A 17,798-nucleotide genomic window follows, 5' to 3' on the forward strand; every position below is an offset into this window, starting at 1 on the left:
ATCGAGGACCGGGCCGCCGAGGTTCCCGGAACACTTGACCCGGCCGCCGTCCGTGCGCTGACCACCTGGGTGCGCGACAACGGAATCGGTTCGGGCGTAGACGATGTCGAACCACTGACCGGCGGAACTCAGAACGTCGTTGTGCGGTTACGTGTCGACGACCGTCGCCTGGTGCTGCGGAGGCCGCCGCCCCACCCGCGCCCCAACAGCAATCGCACCATGCAGCGCGAGATCGCAGTGCTGCAGACGTTGACCGGAAGCCCGGTGCCCCATCCCCGATTCGTGGCCGGCTGTGACGACCTCGGTGTGCTGGGTGTCGTCTTCTATCTGATGGAGGATGTCGACGGCTTCAACCCGGCCACCGAGGTGGCCCCCGCGTACGTCGCCGACCCACGGCTGCGGCATCAGGTGGGCCTGAATTACGTGGCAGATCTGGCCCGCCTGAGTGCGGCGCCGTGGCAGGGTCGCCCGTTGCAGCAGCTGCATCGTCCGGGATCGTTTCTGGCGCGCCAGGTTCCGAACTTCCTCGGGCTGCTCGACAGCTACCGCCACGAGAGCTACCGACCGGAAATGCTGGAGGTTGGCCGGCTGGCGGACTGGCTTGGTGAGCATCGGCCGCCCGACGGTGAGCCGGGCATCATGCACGGCGACGCGCACCTCAACAACGTGCTGCTGCGCCGCGACGCCCCCGAGGTCGCGGCGTTCGTCGACTGGGAGATGTGCACCATCGGCGATCCGTTACTGGATCTGGGCTGGATCCTGGTGTGCTGGCCGGATGATCCCGACCCGATCAATGCCGGGCGCGAACTGGCCGCGCTCGGTGGGCTGCCGTCGCGCACAGAATTGGTCGCCGCCTACGCCGGCGCCGGTGGGCGGCCCACCGAACACCTGAACTGGTACATCGCCATGGCGTGCTTCAAGCTGGCGATCGTCATCGAGGGCACGTACTCGCGATATCTGGCCGGCAAAGCACATCGCGAAGCCGGTGAGCGGCTGCATGATTCGGCTAGCCGGCTGATCGGTCTCGGCGTCCAGGTCGCCACCGGGGACAACCCGTTCGTCTAGTGGCCGGGCCGGCTGCCCTGGCCGCAGGTGCACTGCTGGGCGGGTGGCACGTCGCGCATCACCTGGTCGACGTGCTCGCCACAACCCGCCCAGGTGGTCTTGTGGCAATTGGGGCATTCAACGGGGTAACACATATCAACTCCTTCTGGTCGGCAGATTATCTCGGTTGCATCGCTGGGCCGCCGAGGACTAGCCTTGCGGCCATGCATCGTGTGCTTGTCGTAGTAGCTACCCGCAGCGGGGTCTGATCCAGACCGACCCCCCGCTGTGGGTCGAATGCTACGACGTCGGTCAGCCTCCGTTCGGATGAGAAGACCGATTCACATGACCAGCACCATTTCCCAACCGTTACCGCGGTTCTGCGCTCCGTTGCCCTTTGAGCTGCGTGAACATGCCGAAGCCATGCCGTGGAGCGACTTCACCGCCACGTTCAGCGCCACCGACGGCCCCGTCCAGTTGTGGGCGTGGGAATGCGATGACCGTCTCGCCCGCCTCGGCCCGCAGCCCCGCCGGTTCTGTGCGACGCTCGCGATCGGTGACCGCATAGAGAACGCGACCGTGCACGCCAGCGGTCCGGTCGCGGCGCTGACCGCGATGCTCTACGAGCGCGGGATCGGCGTCGAGATGACCCGCTTCCACCAACTGGCATCCGGACCGCACACCGCGACCTTTGTGCAAGGCAGCGACGGACGCAGCCGGGAATGGGCGATGGGATGGGCGGAAGATCCCACCCAGTCGGCGCTGCGCGCCGTCATCGCCTGCGCAAACCGGCTGATCGGCTGACCGCCGGTCAGTGCAGCGGGCGCAGCACGATCGGCATACCGTCCATCGGCACCGGCATTCCCGCGTAGTCGTAGCGGGGCTGGTAGCCCGGGTGCGGGAGCTCGAGCCGGTACTTGCGCAGTAGCCGATGCATGACGGTCTTGATCTCCAGCTGCCCGAAGACCATCCCGATGCACTTATGCGCGCCGCCGCCGAACGGCGCGAACGCGTAGCGATGCCGCTTGTGCTCGTTGCGCGGCTCGGCGAAGCGATCCGGGTCGAACTTCTCGGGATCGGTCCACAGCTCGGGCAGGCGGTGGTTCAGTCCGGGCCAGACGTTGACGTTGGTGCCGGCCGGGATGAAGAAGCCCAGTAGTTCGGTGTCGCGCACCGCCTGCCGAACGTTGAACGGCAACGGAGTGACCATCCGCAGCGACTCGTTGATCACCAGGTCGAGGGTCTCCAGTTTCTCGAGCGCCTCGATGTCCAGCGGCCCGTCGCCGAGCCGGTCGGACTCGTCGCGGCAACGCTCCTGCCACTCGGGGTTGGCGGCGAGCTGGTTGGCCATCGTGGTGAGCGTCGACGTCGAGGTGTCGTGCGCGGCCATCATCAGGAAGATCATGTGGTTGACGATGTCGTCGTCGGTGAACTTGTTGCCTTCGTCGTCGGCGGTGTGGCACAGCACCGTCAACATGTCGGTGCCCTCGGCGTTGCGGCGTTCCTTGAGGCGCTCGCTGAAGTAGTCCTCCAGCACCTTGCGGGCCTGCAATCCACGCCACCACTTGAACGGCGGAACGGATGTGCGGATGATCGCCCCGCCCGCGCGGGTGGTCGTGGTGAACGCCGCGTTCACCTTGGTCACCAGGTCGTGGTCGGAGCCGGGCTCGTGGCCCATGAACACCACCGAGGCGATGTCGAGGGTGAGTTCCTTGACCGCCGGATGGAACAGGAAGCGTGGGTCGTTGGTCACCCAGTCGTTGGCGATGACCTGGGAGGCGACCCGGTCGATGTGCTCGACGTAGCCGGACAACCGGGTGCGGGTGAACGCCTCCTGCATGATGCGCCGGTGGTACATGTGCTCGTCGAAGTCGAGCATCATCAGGCCGCGGTTGAAGAACGGACCGATGACCGGATGCCAGCCCTTCTGCGAGAAATCCTTGTTCTTGTTCGAGAACACCGCCTGGGTGGCATCGGGTCCCAGCGCGGTCACCGCGGGCAGGGCCGGGGAGTAGGCGTAGTGGATCGGTCCGTACTTGCGGTAGACCTGCAGCAGATACTCGGGACCGCCGCGGAAGGTCTCGACCATGTGGCCGAGAAGGGGAAGCCCCGAATCGCCCATGACGGTCTTGAGGCCGCTGCCCGCGGGCGGCTGGGCCAACTCGAACTGGGGCCAATCGCGCTCACGCAGCCGCTTCTCGACCGCACCCATTCCCGGGATGGTGTTCAGGGTGGGCGTGAACCGGCGACGAGCCTGATCCAGCAGGTAGTGGGGGGTACTGATGGTCGCCATCGACGCTCCTCGGAAACAGAGAACAGGCATTCTTGCCGGCCAGGTGTGGCCGGCACCACAGGTTTCCTCCATCCTGGCCAACTTTCTTGACGCATGTCAAGTTTCACTTCGCCCCCGGCGTGGTGCAAGGTGAACGGGTGACCGCTGCGCAGGACCCCGTCGAGGCGCCGCGTCGCCGTGGCGACAAGCAGCGGCACGCCATCGTCCAAGCCGTTCGCGAGCTGCTCGAAGAGAAGCCCTTCGCCGAACTCTCGGTCAGCACGATCAGCGATCGTGCCGGGGTCGCGCGCTCCGGCTTCTACTTCTACTTCGACTCCAAGTACGCCGTGCTGGCCCACATCGTCGGCGAGGCCGCCCACGAACTCGAGGAACTCACCCACTCGTTCGCCCCGCGCGGACCCGGCGAGACGCCGACGGCGTTCGCCGAACGCATGGTGCGCAGCGCCGCCGTCGTCTACGCGCACAACGACCCGGTGATGTCGGCGTGCAACGCCGCCCGCCACACCGACGCCGAGATCCGCGAGATCCTGGACCGGTACAACGACACGGTGATCGATCAGATCGTGCCGATCGTCGAAGCCGAGATCCGCAACGGCACCGCGGACCCGATCAGCGACGATATCCACGGACTCGTCCGGATCCTCACGGCGACAACAGCATTGACACTGTCGGCGGAGACGGCATTCGTGGGACCGGACCGCGACCTGGACCGCGCGGTGCGCATCCTGGAGAAGCTGTGGTTGCACGCGCTGTGGGGTGGACGGGTCGGCGACTAGATCGATGATTGACGGCTTCGCGGGCAAGAGGGTCTTCATCACGGGCGCAGCCAGCGGCATCGGCCGGGCCACCGCGCTTCGGCTGGCCCGCGAGGGGGCCGAGCTGTATCTGACCGACGTCAACGCCGACGGACTGGAGCAGACCGTCGCCGACGCCCGTGCGCTCGGTGCAGAGGTCCCCGAGCATCGCGCGCTGGACATCTCCGACTACGACGCGGTCGCCGGGTTCGCCGCCGACATCCACACCCGCCGGCCTGCGATGGACATCGTGATGAACATCGCCGGGATCTCGGCGTGGGGAACCGTCGATCAGCTCACCCACCACCACTGGCGGTCGATGGTCGACGTCAACCTGATGGGCCCGATCCACGTCATCGAGACGTTCCTGCCACCGATGGTCGCCGCCGGGCGAGGCGGCCAACTGGTCAACGTGTCCTCGGCGGCGGGACTGGTCGCGCTGCCGTGGCACGCCGCGTACAGCGCGAGTAAGTATGGCCTGCGCGGACTTTCGGAGGTGCTGCGCTTCGATCTGGCCCGCCACGAGATCGGGGTCTCACTCGTGGTGCCGGGCGCGGTCGACACCCCCTTGGTGCAGACGGTCCAGATCGCCGGGGTGGATCGCGACCATCCGAAGGTGCAGCGGTGGGTGAAGCGCTTCAGTGGGCATGCCGTGTCCCCGGAGAGAGTCGCCGACAAGATCCTGGCCGGTGTCGTCAAGAACCGTTTCCTGATCTACACCTCGGTCGACATCCGTGCCTTCTACGCGTTCAAACGGCTGGCGTGGTGGCCGTACAGCGTCGCCATGACCCGGGTCAACGTCTTTTTCACGCGCGTGTTGCGTCCGCGCGGGGCTGTTACCCGCACCGACTAAATCGGCGCGAGCTCCAGGCGTACGCCCAACAGGCGCACCGGGCGGTCGAGTTCGAAGAGGTCGAGTACCCGCAGTGCAGCGGTCGTGATCACCTCGCGGTCGACAGTCGGCTCGTCGAGTTTGCGGATCTTGGTCCGGGTGTAGAACGTGTTGGTGCGCACCGTGACCGCAACCCGGGTGACGATGCGCGACTGGGCGACGACGTCGGCGAGCGCCTGCTGTGCCAGACCGACGATCGCCGCGTCCATGTCGGCGCGCTCGGTCAGGTCGCGCGGAAATGTGATGACGTGACTGCGGGATCGGGGAATCCACGGCTCGGCGCTGACAGTCGTGTCGCCGCCGCCTTTGGCCAGGAGTAGCAGCCACAGGCCGGTGCGCGGTCCGAACGTCGCGGTGAGTGATTCCGCGTCGGTCGAAGCAAGCTCTCGCACCGTCGTAATACCGAGACCGGCAAGCTTTTTCGTAGTTTTCGGCCCGACCCCCCACAACGCGTCCACCGGGCGGGCGCCCATCTGCTCCATCCAGTTGGCGTCGGTGAGGGTGTAGACGCCGTCCGGTTTTCCGAAGCCGGTCGCGACCTTGGCCCGTTGTTTGTTGTCGCTGATGCCCACCGAGCAGACCAGCCCGGTCTCGGCGGCGATCACGGTGCGGATCCGCTCGGCCAACTCCACCGGGTCGGCGACCCGGGCGCCGACGTAGGCCTCGTCCCAGCCCCACACCTCCACCGGATGACCGAGATCGCGCAGCAGACCCATCACCTGGTCGGACGCCTCGTCGTAGGCGGCGGGGTCCGACGGCAGGAACGTCGCGTCCGGACACTTGCGCGCGGCACTACGCAACGGCATCCCCGCGTGTACGCCGAAGCCGCGGGCCTCATACGACGCGCATGTCACGACCTTGCGCGGCTCGGTGGGGTCGCCGCTGCCGCCGACGATCACCGGCAGACCCACGAGTTCGGGGTGGCGGCGCAGTTCGACCGAGGCCAGGAACTGATCGAGGTCGACGTGCAGGACCCAGTCGCGCGGGGCTGGTGCGGTCACGTCCCGCACAACTTGCGCGCGACGCTGTCCCACGCATCGCCCAGCTGGTCCAATGAGCGGTCGCGTTCGGCGAGTTGATGAGTGACGTAGTCGGCATCCAAGAGGGCGATCAATGCATCGGCCTGAGCATCGAGATCACCGGTGCTGCCCGCGGCTTGCAGTAACACCCGGACGTGGGTGTGCATGACGGCGAACGGTGCACTGTAGCGGGAATCGGGATCGCGGTTGGCGTCGAGGAGTAGGTCGCGGTGGGTCTGCACGAAGCGCAGCCGCTCGCGGCCGAAGGCCAGGAGTCGTTGCAGCGGAGGAGCATCGGGGCCAAGAGGCGGCGGGCCGAACAGGAAGGCCTGCTGGATGGCGCGCTCGTCCTCGTCGAGCAGGACCATCATCAGCCCGGCGCGGCTGCCGAAGCGCCGGAACAATGTGCCCTTGCCCACCCCGGCGGCGGTGGCGATGTCGTCCATGGAGACCGCATCGGCGCCATGTTCGGCGATCAGGGTGCGGGCCGCTTCGAGCAGCAGCAGCCGGTTCCGGGCGGCGTCGCCTCGTTCTTGCGGCGCGGAAACCGGCAGCTCATTGGCCCCGTAGATCGCACTCACTCCCACACTTTAGCTCAGCGGGAAATAAACCGGACCATGGTCCGGTTCTGCCGTGGGAGGATCGCGAACGATTGAAGGGATTGCGACATGGCGGATATCAATGTGCTGGCACTGGTAGGCAGCTTGCGGGCAGCCTCGGTCAATCGCCAACTGGCCGAGCTCGCGACGGAGGCGGCGCCCGACGGTGTCACCGTCACCGTGTACGACGGGCTCGGGGACCTGCCGCACTACAACGAGGACCTCGACACCGACGACGCCCCCGCGCCGGTGGTGGCGTTGCGGACCGCGGCGGCGCAGGCCGATGCGGCTCTGGTGGTGACTCCGGAGTACAACGGGAGCATCCCCGGTGTGCTCAAGAACGCGATCGACTGGTTGTCGCGGCCGTACGGCAACGGCGCGCTGAAGGACAAGCCGGTGGCGGTCATCGGGTCGGCCCTCGGTCAGTACGGCGGGGTGTGGGCGCATGACGAGACACGTAAGTCGTTCGGTATCGCCGGCCCCCGGGTGGTGGAGTCGCTGAAGCTGTCGGTGCCGTCCACGACCTTCGACGGCAAGCATCCGCGGGAAAACTCCGAGGTGTCCGCCGCGGTGCGTGACGTGGTCGGCAAGCTCGCCGCCGAGGTGGGCTGACCCTCCGTTCCGCTCGCAGAAAGCCGCCGGTGCTGTGCGCCGGCGGCCTTTTGCTATGCAGTTGCCCGTCAGGTCTGCGGTCGGCCGCCCTGTCGGTACCCGGTGGTACATCTAGGCCTAGTTGGTGGCGTGCGGCGTGTTGTGACATGCGACACGCCGGGCGGAGAAGGGGTGAAGGGCTTACGACCAGGGAATTTCAAAATTGTTATTCAGAACATGTTGTATCTCTTCGTGCTGTCGGACACTAGGTGTAGTGTTCGACAGGCCGACAGACCAGAAAGTCACAGGTCCGCCGGATCGCCGGAACCGAAGCTGAGATGTCGGTCCGAGCGGCTCCGCCGGTCAGGAATTTCACGGTCCGACAGCTCGCTGAAAGTTCATGAGTGCCTGCGCACAGTCAGTTCGCCTGAGTACATCTCTATGTTTCGCTGAGGAGCCATACCGCAGATGACCATCACCGTCTACACCAAGCCCGCCTGCGTGCAGTGCAACATGACCTACAAGGCCCTGGACAAGTCCGGTCTGACCTACGACGTCGTCGACATCACCGAGGACGCGGAGGCCCGCGACTACGTCATGGCGATGGGCTACCTGCAGGCACCGGTCGTCGTTGCCGGCGGCGATCACTGGTCGGGCTTCCGGCCCGATCGGATCAAGGCCCTCACCGGTGCCGCGCTGAGCGCTTAACGGCCCGGGTGCCACGGAAAGAGATGTGATGAATCCGGATGGCAGCCCCAGCCTGGCGGGCTCGGAGCGGCTGGTGTACTTTTCCAGCGTCTCGGAGAACACCCACCGCTTTGTGCAGAAGCTGGGTGAGCCGGCCATCCGGATTCCCCTTCACGACCGCATCGAGGTGCACCGGCCGTACGTCCTCCTCCTGCCGACGTACGGCAGGGGTCGGGGCGACAGCCCGCACCTCGAGGCGAAGGGGTACGTCCCCAAGCAGGTCATCAAGTTTTTGAACAATCCGCACAATCGGTCCTTGATCCGCGGCGTGATCGGGGCAGGCAACACACAATTCGGTGCCGAATACTGCTTCGCGGCGACGCTGATCGCGCACAAGTGCAGGGTGCCGAACCTATATCGCTTCGAAATGATGGGCACCGCAGAGGACGTGGAAGCCGTTCGTGCGGAGTTAACGAAATTCTGGAAGGACGAGGACACGTGCCACCTACAGTCACAGCTGCTGAGCCTGTAACGACGTCAGGGCACGCGTTGCCGGGGGAGACCGACTACCACGCGCTCAACGCGATGCTGAATCTGTACGACGCAGACGGCAAGATCCAGTTCGAGATGGATCGCCTGGCCGCGCGTCAGTACTTCCTCGAGCACGTGAACCAGAACACCGTGTTCTTTCACAATCAGGACGAGAAGCTCGACTACCTGATCCGCGAGAACTATTACGAGCGTGAGGTTCTCGATCAGTACTCGCGCAACTTCGTCAAGACGCTGACCGACCGCGCGTACGCCAAGAAGTTCCGGTTCCCGACCTTCCTCGGCGCGTTCAAGTACTACACCTCCTACACGCTGAAGACGTTTGACGGGAAGCGTTACCTCGAGCGGTTCGAGGACCGGGTGGTGATGGTGGCGCTGACGCTGGCCGCCGGTGACACCACGCTGGCCGAGAAGCTGGTCGACGAGATCATCGACGGACGGTTCCAGCCGGCCACCCCGACATTCCTGAACTCGGGTAAGGCGCAGCGCGGCGAGCCGGTGAGCTGCTTCCTGCTGCGCATCGAGGACAACATGGAGTCGATCGGCCGTTCGATCAACTCCGCCCTGCAGCTGTCCAAGCGCGGTGGCGGAGTTGCGTTGCTGCTGACCAACATTCGTGAGCATGGCGCGCCGATCAAGAACATCGAGAACCAGAGCTCGGGCGTCATCCCGATCATGAAGCTGCTGGAGGACTCGTTCTCCTACGCCAACCAGCTCGGTGCGCGCCAGGGTGCCGGCGCGGTCTACCTGCACGCACATCACCCCGACATCTACCGCTTCCTGGACACCAAGCGGGAGAACGCCGACGAGAAGATCCGCATCAAGACCCTCTCGCTGGGTGTGGTGATTCCGGACATCACGTTCGAGCTGGCGAAGAAGAACGAGGACATGTACCTGTTCTCCCCGTATGACGTCGAGCGGGTGTACGGCGTTCCGTTCGCCGACATCTCGGTCACCGAGAAGTACCACGAAATGGTCGACGACGCGCGGATCCGCAAGACCAAGATCAAGGCGCGCGAGTTCTTCCAGACGCTGGCCGAGCTGCAGTTCGAGTCGGGTTACCCGTACATCATGTTCGAGGACACGGTGAACCGGGCCAACCCGATCGAGGGCAAGATCACGCACAGCAACCTGTGCTCGGAGATCCTGCAGGTGTCGACGCCCTCGCTGTTCAACGAGGACCTGTCGTACGCCAAGGTGGGCAAGGACATCTCGTGCAACCTGGGCTCGCTGAACATCGCCAAGGCGATGGATTCGCCGGACTTCGCCCAGACCATCGAGGTGGCCATCCGCGGCTTGACCGCGGTGAGCGATCAGACGCACATCTGGTCGGTCCCGTCGATCGAGCAGGGCAACAACGATTCGCATGCCATCGGCCTCGGCCAGATGAACCTGCACGGATACCTTGCGCGCGAACGGATCTTCTACGGATCCGAAGAGGGCATCGACTTCACCAACATGTACTTCTACACGGTGCTCTACCACGCGCTGCGGGCGTCGAACAAGATCGCCATCGAGCGTGGCTCGGCGTTCAAGGGCTTCGAAAAGTCGAAGTACGCCTCCGGTGAGTTCTTCGACAAGTACACCGAGCAGGTGTGGGAGCCGGCGACCGAGCGCGTGCGTGAGCTGTTTTCCGAGGCGGGCATTCGCATTCCGACCCAAGAGGATTGGTTGCGGCTCAAGCAATCGGTGCAGACTCACGGCATCTACAACCAGAACCTGCAGGCGGTGCCGCCGACGGGATCGATCTCCTACATCAACCACTCGACATCATCGATCCACCCGGTGGCGAGCAAGGTCGAGATTCGCAAGGAAGGCAAGATCGGCCGCGTCTACTACCCGGCGCCCTACATGACCAATGACAACCTGGAGTACTACCAGGATGCGTACGAGATCGGTTACGAGAAGATCATCGACACGTATGCCGCGGCCACTCAGCATGTGGACCAAGGGCTTTCGCTGACCTTGTTCTTCAAGGACACCGCCGACACCCGTGAGGTCAACAAGGCGCAGATCTACGCCTGGCGCAAGGGAATCAAGACGCTGTACTACATCCGCCTTCGCCAGATGGCTCTGGAGGGGACGCAGGTGGAAAATTGCGTCAGCTGCATGTTGTAAGCTGAGCTAAATAAAAGTCAGGCCAGGGAGTATTACCCCTGGCCTGACTTTTTTCCTGGGTAGACGGCGTATGCGAGAGTCGCCGCGAGGATGGCGAACTTCACCGACGCCGAGACCTGAGCGATGCGCGCGTTCGTTGCGACATCCCTGCGGTCGAGCACCCGCAGCAGTGCGACGCCCTCGACCGCGTCGCCCGCGACCGCACCGGCGGCCAAGGCTGGAAGCCAGGAGGGATGCGCGCGGCGCCGACGCCGACGCTCCACGAGTAGTGCCAACAAGATTCCGTAGCTCGTCATGTAGCCGAAGTCGAGCCACATCGATCTGCGGGCCGCGCGCATTCCGTCCGCGCCCCATCGGGCCATGATGCCTTCGGCTTTGGCGGCGGAGCCCGCGAGTTCGAACGGGATGATGCCGGGCCCGCCGGTGGCCTGCATCTGGCGATCCAACCGGAGCATCACCGCGGAGTAGCCCACGTAGCCGGCGGCGGCCACGGCGATGGGGTGCTCACGCACCCACGTGGGGAGGTAGGTCATAGAGGGCAGGGTACGGCTCGTCGCATCGAGTCAGAACTGGCGGCGAGATTGACGGCGATATGGCCGCTCTCGGTTCTGACTCGATGGCGTTTGCCGATGAGTTTCACACGCCCGGCCGGTCTGTCTCTCCGACGGCATCCAGCCGGATCCCGCAACACCTTTGGAGGCACCCGTGCACGCAATGATGTTGGTCAACATGCCCGTCGCCGGTGTCGAGCGCTCACGTCAGTTCTTCTCCGACCTCGGATACGCCTTCAACGACCAATTCACTGGCGACAATGCAGTCACGTTGGTGCTGGGGGAGAACCAGTTCGCGATGCTGGTGCAGCGCGACCTGTTCGACTCGTTCCATCCGGTGGAGACCGCCGACGCCACCAAGGTCAAAGAATGCGTCGTCTGCCTCAGCGTCGACAGCCGGGACGCGGTGGACGCTCTGGTCAATCGAGCCATCGCCGCGGGCGGCACCGACGGGGATTCCGAAGATCACGGGTCCATGTACGGCCGCAGCTACAACGACCTCGACGGCCATTCCTGGCAGATCTTCTGGACCGACGCCGCGGCGTGAGGCCTCAGCGCGCCTTCTCCGCGTGCAGCGCCTTCACCCGCCGCTGCTCGGCGAGCACGTTCTGGTAGCTCTCCCGTTCGGCGACCAGCCAGTCCGGCTTGTCGGCGAGCAGCGCGTCGATCTGTTCGGTCGTCAGCGCATCGGTCACTCCACCGCGCGCGAGCCCCGCGATCGACACACCCAGCTTGGCCGCGACGAGGTTCTTCGGGTGCGGACCGTTCTTGCGGAGATCGGTCAGCCACTGCGGCGGATCGGCCTGCAGAGCGGCCAGTTCGTCGCGGGTGATCGCGTTGGCCTGGAACTCCGCGGGCGTCGCCGGCAGGTACACGTCCAGCTTCTTCGCCGCGGTTGCGGGTTTCATCGACTGCGCGTTCGGCCTGCTCATGGCACGAGCCTATCGGTAGCCTGAGTCGGTGACCCAGTCCTCGCTCACCGTCGGGTACGTCCCCGGAGCGACGCCTGCGAAGTGGGTGCGGACCTGGGCGCAGCGGCATCCCAATGTTCGGCTGACGCTGTGCGCCGTCACTGCGGCGGACGCGCCCGCCGAGGTGCGGGACGGGACCGTCGATGTCGCGTTGCTGCGCCCGTCGGCCGAGACCTCAGGGTTGTCCGTCATCCCGCTCTACGCGGAGACGACGGTGGCCGTGGTGCCGACCGATCATCTTCTGAGCGCCGCCGACGAGATCACCGCGGCCGACCTCACCGACGAGCCGATCCTGCTGCCACTCGACGACGTCGTCGCCTGGGCCGACGCCCCGGGGATGCCCATCGACCACCGCCCGGAAACCACCGAGGCCGCAATGGAACTCGCCGCCGCAGGATTGGGTGTGTTGATCGTCCCGCAGTCGCTGGCTCGGCTGTACCACCGCCGCGACCTCACGTATCGCCCTATCGCCGACGCACCGACTTGTCCAGTGGCGCTTGCCTTCCCGGCGGGACAACCATCGGCGTTGGTCGAGGAGTTCACCGGGATAGTGCGGGGACGCAAGCCGAGTTCGTCACGCGGGCAGGCGCAGCCGGCTCCGAAACGCACCGCGCGGGAGAAGACGCTTGCCAAGCAAGCCGCCCGCGCTGCCGCCGGGAAGGTCGCCAGTAAGCCGGGCAAGCGGCGGCGGCCTTAACCGTCGTGTGACGCCTTTTTACCTGGTCAACACATCTGCTCCGCGATACTCGAGCCATGACCGTGCTCACGCATGTTCCGGCCACCACCTCCCCGGCGGACCTTGCCGACCATCTGCGCCGCGACGGCTACGTGATCGTCGACAACCTGGTTCCGGAGTCCGTGATGGACACGATCGGTGACGAACTGGCCCCCTACCTCGACGCGACACCGATGGGCTACAACGCGATGATCGGGCGCAAGACCCGGCGCACCGGTGCGCTGATCGCCCGCTCGCCGGCCTGCCGCACCCTGATTCAGAACCCGTCCATCCTCGGTGTGTGCCAGGATTTTCTCGGCCACGCCAGCGCATTTCAGCTGATGCTCACCCAGGTGATCTCGATCGAGCCGGGCGAAACCGATCAGTCGCTGCACCGCGACCAGAACGCCTTCGACTTCTACCCATTCCCCGACGACTATCACGTGCAGTGCAACACCTTGTGGGCGATGACCGACTACACCGCCGAGATGGGCGCCACCCGCGTGGTGCCGGGAAGTCAGGTCGGCGACAAGAAGCCGACGGACTACGGCGACGACGAGTGCCTGCAGGCCGAGATGTCGCGCGGTTCGGTGCTGCTCTACTCCGGCAAGATCGTGCACAGCGGTGCCGCGAACCGCAGTGATCAGGTCCGCCGCGCCATCAACGTGAATTACTGTGTCGGCTGGGTCCGTCAGGAGGAGAACCAATTCCTCTCAGTGCCAATGGAAGTCGCCCGTGAGCTCGATGATGATCTGCTGAAGCTGATCGGCTATCAAGAGGGCGCGTGGGCCATGGGGTACTTCCGGGACTTCGAGGACCCGTTGCGCGCGATCCGCGGTGACCGTGTCGGCTACGGATTCGACGCGGCCAAGCTCACCGGTGATGCGGGCGCGGCATTCGCCGACCAGCTCACCCACAGTGAGTGACGCTGCGCCCTGCGGTTAACTAGACCTATGTCCGCACTGATGCCGGCCGCGTTCATCGGGCACGGCAGCCCGATGAACGCCCTGGAGCTCAACCGCTACACGTCGGCATGGCGGGCGTTCGGCCGGTCGGTGCTCGGCTCGTTCGGCAGCCCGCGGGCGATCCTCGTCGTCAGTGCGCACTGGTACATCAACGCCACGGCGGTCACCGCGATGGCGGTGCCGCGGACCATCCACGATTTCTACGGCTTTCCCACGGAACTCTTCGATGTGCAGTACCCGGCACCGGGTCTGCCGGAACTTGCCGACGAGATCGCCGACGTCGTCGAGCCGACCTGGGTGGGCGCCCACGTCGACAGCTGGGGGATCGACCACGGGACCTGGTCGGTGCTCGTGCATGCCTTCCCGGAGGCATCGGTGCCCGTCGTGCAATTGGCCATCAACGCCTACAAGCCGCTGGAGTATCACCTGGCGCTGGGCGCCAAACTGGCGAAGCTGCGCGAGCGCGGTGTGCTGATCCTGGGGTCGGGCAACGTCGTCCACAATCTTGGTGGCATGGACCCGACGTTGGAAGACAAAGCTTTTGATTGGGCCCAGCGGTTCGATGACGACGCGCGGGCGCAGGTGCTGGCCGACCCCAGCGACGCGGTCCGGCTACGCGAACACGGTGACTACGCGGCCGCGGTGCCGACCCCGCATCATTTCCTGCCCCTACTCTATTTCGCGGGACTGGCTGCCGCGAGCGGTGATCGAGCCGAGGTGCTGACTGACGGGTGCGCCTACGGATCCTTATCGATGACGTCGTACACCCTCGGCGTCGACGGCCTACCCACCGCGGATGACGGTGACGGTGCGGCGGCACCGGCCAGCGGCGTGCCTGTGGACGAATCCAACATCTAGTCGATCTACACCCGTAGACTTGCTGCGTGATGGAGTTGCGGACCTATACGTTGGCTGACGCGGCCGCTCTGGAGAGCTACGTTGCGGAGTTTTGGCCACGCCACATTCGCACGTTGCGCCGGTACGGCATCACCGTGCATGGCGTGTGGACCGAACCTGCGGCGCGAGAGTTCCGCGTCATGGCGCTTGTCGGTTATTCGGGCGACGATCCCCGCGCCCTGGCCGAGAGTTATCGCAGCAGTGATGACTTCGTCGAAGACCACCGGCAGTTCGACCCGGCGCTCATCGTCGCGACCCACACGCAAACGCTTCAACCAATTACGAGTTCCCCGCTGCAGTAACGGAGGAGATCCCCATGGCCACATCCCCGCCACCTACGCGCAATGCGGCGGCGACCCGCGACGCGATCTTGCGCTCCGCGATCGAAAACTTCGCCCGCGCGGGGTATGACGGCGTCGGAGTCCGCCAGATCGCACAGGATGCTGGTGTCACCGCCATGTTGGTGAACAGATACTTCGGCTCGAAGGAGGGGCTGTTCGCTGAGGCGGTCGAAACATCTTTCGCCACACCAGTGTTCATCGGTGAGCAGTCTGACGACCTCGTCGGCGACATCGTCAAGGTGCTGGTGGCAAAGAGCGGGCCCCATGAAGAAGCGCCGCAGCCGTTCTTGATCATGGTGAGATCGGCATCAAGTCCGGTCGCCACGGCGATCGTGCGGGCCGCCATTGAACGCCACGTCGGTGCGCGCTTGGCACGTCAACTCGACTCGCCCGATAGAAAACTACGCAGCGAGATCCTGCTCGCTGTGATCGGCGGAATGTTGATGATGCGCGGGGTGGTCGGGACCCGCGCCCTCAGCAAGGGCAAGGCCGCCGATATCGCACGCGTGCTGGAACCGATGATCGCTGCGCTCGTCGGGAATTAAGCCGACTAAGTCTACGTTCGTATACACGTCGCTGGTATACAGGTGTAGACAAGGAGGCCGTTGTGGATCTGGGATTGGCCAACAAGCGGGCGCTGGTCACCGGCTCGAGCACGGGACTCGGCCGCGCGATCGCTGAGATGCTGGCCGCGGAGGGGGCCTCGGTGGTGGTGCACGGACGCGACGCCGACCGAACCGACGCCGTGGTCGCCGCCATCCGCGCGGACCACGGCGATGCCGTCGCCGTACTCGGTGATCTCGCGACCGACGAGGGAGCTGCCGCCGTTGCGCAGGCAGCCGGGGACATCGACATCCTGGTCAACAATGCCGGCTACTACGACGGTGCGTCCTGGGCGGACCTTTCCACCGAGGAATGGACACGAATCCACCAGATCAACGTCGTCTCGGTCGTGCGGATGATTTCTCACGTGGTCCCCGGCATGCGCCGACGGGGCTGGGGCAGGGTCATCCAGATCGGCGGCGGTCTTGCCCTACAACCGGTCGCGGAGCAGCCGCACTACAGCGCCACCCTCGCCGCTCGTCACAACCTGACGGTGTCACTCGCGCGGGACTTGTCCGGCACCGGCGTCACAGCCAACATCGTCGCCCCGGGAGCGATCCTCACCGACAGCACCCGAGACATGGTGTTGCAGGCTGCTACCGCCAACGGCTGGGGACCGACGTGGGCTGATATCGAAAAGGCCGCGGCGACAACGTGGTTCCCCAACGACATCGGCCGGCTCGGACGGCCTGAGGAGATCGCGGCCGCCGTGTGCTTCCTCGCCAGTGCGCACGCCGACTACATCAGCGGCGCCGATCTACGCGTCGACGGCGGCACCATCCGCAACGTCAGCTGAAACCCACCACTGCAACGAAAGGTCATCATCATGTCGCACGTCATTCTCATCTCCGGAGCATCTCGCGGACTCGGACGCGCCATCGCCGAGGCGGCCCTGACCGCCGGGCATCGCGTCGTCGCGGGTGTTCGTTCCGCGACGTCGCTCGACGACCTCGCGGCTCGGGAACCCGAGCGTCTGGCCGTCGTCGAACTGGACGTCACCAACGACGAGCAGGTCCGCGCCGCCGTGGAAACCGCGATCGAGCGGTGGGGGCGCCTCGATGTTCTGGTCAACAATGCCGGATACGCCAATATGGCTGCCGCCGAAGACGTCGATTTCGACGACTTTCGCGCACAGGTCGAGGCGAACTTCTTCGGTGTCGTCCGGCTCACCCAGGCCGTGCTGCCCATCATGCGTCGACAGGGTGCGGGCCATATCGTCCAAATATCCTCGGTCGGTGGCCGATTGGCGCGGCCGGGGCTGGCCGCCTATCAGTCGTCCAAGTGGGCGGTCACCGGTTACTCCGGGGTCCTGGCCGAGGAGGTCGCCCCGCTCGGAATCAAGGTGAGCGTGCTCGAACCCGGCGGGATGCGCACCGATTGGTCGGGCTCGTCGATGCGCATCGCACCGGTCCGCCCTGAGTACGAAGCAACCGTGGGGGCTGCCGTTGAGCTGAGCCGGTCTGCGCACCTAGGTGCCAGCGATCCGGTGAAAGTCGCTGCGCTGGTTCTCGATATCGTCGACATGGATGCCCCGCCGGCTCGGTTACTCGTCGGCCCCGATGCCTACCGTTACGCCACCGCTGCCGGCCGTGATCTGCTTGCCGCCGACGAACGCTACGAGGCGCTGAGTGTCTCGACGGCAGCAGACGACGCCACCGCGGATCAGCTCAATCCACTAGGCGCCTAGCCGATCAGATCGGACCAGAACGGCACCGTCGGCGTCGACACCCGGGACGGATCAGGATTGATGTAGTCGAATATGTCTGCGGCGCAACAACTCACGTCGGTCTGATAGATCGACAGCACGGGGTGCCCGGACGTGCCGCGCCCCGCGGGAAGGTAGTGGTTCGCGTGCAGCGGCACCAGTTGCGGCACTCGCGCCAGGTGGTAGTTCGCACTGCGCAGCGCGTCCTTCATCCGGGCCGGGCGCACACCCCAGCCGTAACCCCAGAAGTCTCGCCATTCGACAGCGAACAGGATGCCGTCGACGGGCAGCCGCAATCGCTGGTGCAGACTTCGGCGCGGCGCGCAGCGCCAGTCCGGCCACGAATCTCCAACGGGCAGACCAGAAGACAGAAAGGCTCGATGGTCGTCGGCAAACTCGAAGCCGAAGTCACCCTCGATCCGTGCCAGCTCCTCGTCGCTGAGGCCGGCCGCCGTCGTCACCAC

Annotated in this window: 23 protein-coding genes; 16 read left to right on the plus strand and 7 right to left on the minus strand. The window is 65.4% G+C overall.

The genetic code is table 11. From position 1 onward, the window contains the following. A complete protein-coding gene (locus BST42_RS00715; protein WP_083117210.1) occupies positions 1-1,065 on the plus strand; it encodes a phosphotransferase family protein in 1,065 nt (354 codons plus the stop codon). Here BST42_RS00715 and BST42_RS29500 read toward each other — a convergent pair. Beyond that, entirely contained in the window at positions 1,062-1,199 is a 138-nt protein-coding gene (locus BST42_RS29500; RefSeq protein WP_165760755.1) for a DUF8730 family Cys-rich protein, read from the minus strand. The genes BST42_RS00715 and BST42_RS29500 overlap by 4 nt on opposite strands. Positions 1,200-1,389: 190 nt before the next feature. On the opposite strand from BST42_RS29500, the gene BST42_RS00720 reads away from it, so the two are divergent. Further along, positions 1,390-1,848 carry a homocitrate synthase gene (locus BST42_RS00720; RefSeq protein ID WP_165760756.1) on the plus strand — a complete coding sequence of 153 codons (459 nt, stop codon included), beginning with the start codon at positions 1,390-1,392 and terminating at the stop codon, positions 1,846-1,848. Between the two features lie 7 nt (positions 1,849-1,855). Here BST42_RS00720 and BST42_RS00725 read toward each other — a convergent pair whose 3' ends face one another. Beyond that, positions 1,856-3,337 carry a cytochrome P450 gene (locus BST42_RS00725; RefSeq protein WP_083116656.1) on the minus strand — a complete coding sequence of 494 codons (1,482 nt, stop codon included), beginning with the start codon at positions 3,335-3,337 and terminating at the stop codon, positions 1,856-1,858. A gap of 137 nt (positions 3,338-3,474) precedes the next feature. Here BST42_RS00725 and BST42_RS00730 point away from each other — a divergent pair, with 137 nt between their 5' ends. After that, positions 3,475-4,113 (plus strand): TetR/AcrR family transcriptional regulator, encoded by a 639-nt coding sequence (locus BST42_RS00730; RefSeq protein ID WP_110918446.1) that lies wholly within the window; start codon positions 3,475-3,477, stop codon positions 4,111-4,113. Positions 4,114-4,117: 4 nt separating this feature from the next. Further along, entirely contained in the window at positions 4,118-4,984 is an 867-nt protein-coding gene (locus tag BST42_RS00735; protein WP_083116658.1) for an SDR family oxidoreductase, read from the plus strand. Here the strand turns inward: BST42_RS00735 and BST42_RS00740 are convergent. Both BST42_RS00740 and BST42_RS00745 read right to left on the minus strand, forming a co-directional pair. Beyond that, a complete protein-coding gene (locus tag BST42_RS00740) occupies positions 4,981-6,024 on the minus strand; it encodes a DNA polymerase IV (protein WP_083117211.1) in 1,044 nt (347 codons plus the stop codon). The genes BST42_RS00735 and BST42_RS00740 overlap by 4 nt on opposite strands. Beyond that, complete coding sequence (locus BST42_RS00745; RefSeq protein ID WP_237159148.1) at positions 6,021-6,623, minus strand: TetR/AcrR family transcriptional regulator; 603 nt, start codon at positions 6,621-6,623, stop codon at positions 6,021-6,023. Before BST42_RS00745 ends, BST42_RS00740 begins: the two co-directional genes overlap by 4 nt. Positions 6,624-6,710: 87 nt before the next feature. On the opposite strand from BST42_RS00745, the gene BST42_RS00750 reads away from it, so the two are divergent. From BST42_RS00750 to nrdE, 4 genes are all read left to right on the plus strand, one after another. Then, positions 6,711-7,253 carry an NADPH-dependent FMN reductase gene (locus BST42_RS00750; RefSeq protein WP_083116659.1) on the plus strand — a complete coding sequence of 181 codons (543 nt, stop codon included), beginning with the start codon at positions 6,711-6,713 and terminating at the stop codon, positions 7,251-7,253. 447 nt (positions 7,254-7,700) lie between these two features. Beyond that, positions 7,701-7,940, plus strand: a complete 240-nt coding sequence (locus tag BST42_RS00755) for a redoxin NrdH (protein ID WP_083116660.1) — start codon at positions 7,701-7,703, stop codon at positions 7,938-7,940. A gap of 28 nt (positions 7,941-7,968) precedes the next feature. Next, on the plus strand, positions 7,969-8,451 hold the full coding sequence (gene nrdI / locus BST42_RS00760; protein ID WP_083117213.1) for a class Ib ribonucleoside-diphosphate reductase assembly flavoprotein NrdI: 483 nt from the start codon (positions 7,969-7,971) through the stop codon (positions 8,449-8,451). Next, positions 8,418-10,586, plus strand: coding sequence for a class 1b ribonucleoside-diphosphate reductase subunit alpha (nrdE, locus tag BST42_RS00765; protein ID WP_083116661.1), 2,169 nt, complete (start codon positions 8,418-8,420; stop codon positions 10,584-10,586). Before nrdI ends, nrdE begins: the two co-directional genes overlap by 34 nt. A gap of 32 nt (positions 10,587-10,618) precedes the next feature. On the opposite strand, the gene BST42_RS00770 is transcribed toward nrdE, so the two are convergent. After that, the gene (locus tag BST42_RS00770) at positions 10,619-11,119 is read right to left on the minus strand and encodes a hypothetical protein (protein WP_083116662.1); all 501 of its coding nucleotides are present in this window, start codon (positions 11,117-11,119) and stop codon (positions 10,619-10,621) included. A 181-nt stretch (positions 11,120-11,300) separates the two neighbouring features. On the opposite strand from BST42_RS00770, the gene BST42_RS00775 reads away from it, so the two are divergent. After that, positions 11,301-11,684 (plus strand): VOC family protein, encoded by a 384-nt coding sequence (locus tag BST42_RS00775; protein ID WP_276010052.1) that lies wholly within the window; start codon positions 11,301-11,303, stop codon positions 11,682-11,684. Between the two features lie 4 nt (positions 11,685-11,688). Here BST42_RS00775 and BST42_RS00780 read toward each other — a convergent pair whose 3' ends face one another. Beyond that, a complete protein-coding gene (locus BST42_RS00780; protein ID WP_083116663.1) occupies positions 11,689-12,069 on the minus strand; it encodes a DUF5997 family protein in 381 nt (126 codons plus the stop codon). 28 nt (positions 12,070-12,097) lie between these two features. On the opposite strand from BST42_RS00780, the gene BST42_RS00785 reads away from it, so the two are divergent. From BST42_RS00785 to BST42_RS00815, 7 genes are all read left to right on the plus strand, one after another. After that, positions 12,098-12,805, plus strand: coding sequence for a LysR family substrate-binding domain-containing protein (locus BST42_RS00785; protein ID WP_083116664.1), 708 nt, complete (start codon positions 12,098-12,100; stop codon positions 12,803-12,805). A gap of 56 nt (positions 12,806-12,861) precedes the next feature. Then, a complete protein-coding gene (locus tag BST42_RS00790; RefSeq protein WP_083116665.1) occupies positions 12,862-13,749 on the plus strand; it encodes a phytanoyl-CoA dioxygenase family protein in 888 nt (295 codons plus the stop codon). Positions 13,750-13,788: 39 nt separating this feature from the next. Beyond that, positions 13,789-14,646: a 4,5-DOPA-extradiol-dioxygenase gene (gene ygiD / locus BST42_RS00795; RefSeq protein WP_083117215.1), complete on the plus strand. Its 858-nt coding sequence runs from the start codon at positions 13,789-13,791 to the stop codon at positions 14,644-14,646. 29 nt (positions 14,647-14,675) lie between these two features. Further along, positions 14,676-14,987, plus strand: coding sequence for an NIPSNAP family protein (locus tag BST42_RS00800; RefSeq protein ID WP_083116666.1), 312 nt, complete (start codon positions 14,676-14,678; stop codon positions 14,985-14,987). Positions 14,988-15,055: 68 nt separating this feature from the next. Further along, a complete protein-coding gene (locus BST42_RS00805; protein WP_237159149.1) occupies positions 15,056-15,571 on the plus strand; it encodes a TetR/AcrR family transcriptional regulator in 516 nt (171 codons plus the stop codon). Between the two features lie 62 nt (positions 15,572-15,633). After that, on the plus strand, positions 15,634-16,425 hold the full coding sequence (locus tag BST42_RS00810; protein WP_083116668.1) for an SDR family NAD(P)-dependent oxidoreductase: 792 nt from the start codon (positions 15,634-15,636) through the stop codon (positions 16,423-16,425). Between the two features lie 30 nt (positions 16,426-16,455). Then, positions 16,456-17,316 (plus strand): SDR family NAD(P)-dependent oxidoreductase, encoded by an 861-nt coding sequence (locus tag BST42_RS00815; protein WP_083116669.1) that lies wholly within the window; start codon positions 16,456-16,458, stop codon positions 17,314-17,316. Here BST42_RS00815 and BST42_RS00820 read toward each other — a convergent pair. Then, on the minus strand, positions 17,313-17,795 hold the full coding sequence (locus BST42_RS00820; RefSeq protein ID WP_237159150.1) for a hypothetical protein: 483 nt from the start codon (positions 17,793-17,795) through the stop codon (positions 17,313-17,315). The two genes, BST42_RS00815 and BST42_RS00820, sit on opposite strands and share 4 nt — an antisense overlap. Positions 17,796-17,798 lie beyond the last annotated feature (3 nt).

Origin of the sequence: Mycolicibacterium rhodesiae (assembly GCF_002086695.1) — a bacterium.
In the GTDB taxonomy this organism is placed as follows: Bacteria; Actinomycetota; Actinomycetes; order Mycobacteriales; family Mycobacteriaceae; genus Mycobacterium; species Mycobacterium rhodesiae.